Source organism: Acinetobacter sp. V102_4 (assembly GCF_031799005.1).
GTDB classification, from domain to species: Bacteria; Pseudomonadota; Gammaproteobacteria; order Pseudomonadales; family Moraxellaceae; genus Acinetobacter; species Acinetobacter calcoaceticus.
On the sequence record NZ_JAVQNR010000017.1, the window covers coordinates 1 to 1,014 of the forward strand.

At 39.9% G+C, this 1,014-nt stretch carries 2 protein-coding genes; both read left to right on the plus strand.

Going from position 1 to position 1,014, the window contains the following annotated elements:
- Window positions 1-684 (plus strand): hypothetical protein (locus RMB13_RS00585; protein WP_311084112.1); only part of this gene is annotated, 684 nt, incomplete at its 5' end.
- A 61-nt stretch (window positions 685-745) separates the two neighbouring features.
- Window positions 746-1,014, plus strand: a 269-nt coding sequence (locus RMB13_RS00590) for a hypothetical protein (protein WP_311084113.1), incomplete at its 3' end; no start/stop codon positions are given.

Sequence of the window (1,014 nt, forward strand, 5' to 3'; positions counted from 1 at the left end):
AACAGCACTAACTCAACTAAAAAGGTACCACCGTTATATTGGTTGTTAACCGTAGTCATGATGGTTGTACTGATTGCCGGTGGTATTTTATTTAATCAACATCAAAAACGACAAACAGAACTTCAGTTAGCGCAACTCGCTTTAGAACAATCTAAGGTACAAAATCAATCTATTGCAACGCAAGCAGCTTCTGAACCCACTGAATCAGGTTTCACTGGCATTGAAGGTATGGTGGAAAACCCGGAATCAGAATCTACTCATTCACAAGCTGAGGATGAAGTGGTTGCGGGGGCAATAGCCGCGGTTGAGAATGCCAAAGCACAAGATGCGAATATTGGAAAGCTCAGTTCAGAAGTCGACGCTGAATACCATGAAGGACAAACTTTAGGTTCGAACGCTTCTCGCTATGGCTTAAAACCAATCAAAACTGCACCTGCCGATTTAAAGTCAACCATCCCGAATATTGATCAAATGTTAGCGTCACACCTTATGAATGTATGGGGCCGTTCAAGTCCGGATCAGGTGAGTAAACGAGTAGAAGGGTGGAGCCAGCAAGGCAATACCATGACCTATCGTGCTGCTTGGGACTCCGACCGTTATCAATGTACCTGGTATGTGGTGAGTTGGGATAAAAACAGCAATCAAGTCCTGAATGAAGGATACCAGTCATGTTTTGGTCACTAACTTAAACAGTTTTTTTAGTATTTATTGAATGATTACTTTTATTTACATCAGAGAAAAGATTATGAACTTTATTAAACTTATCACGTGCGGAATTTTAAGCTTTTCAGTCAGTTCTATTGCCTTGGCTAAAACTGAGCAGGTTACACTTAAAGCCAATGTCTATTATGGCGAAGAGTCAGTTGTATTTCCAACCACTAAAGGTGAAGTCATTTTAAATAGCTATGCCATACCAGGTAAAGTTATTCCACAAGTTAAACCTTTTAAGAAAGGTCAATGTTTAGAAATCAAATCGAAACATGGTTTCTTTAAAGACACTGGAGATGGGCAATA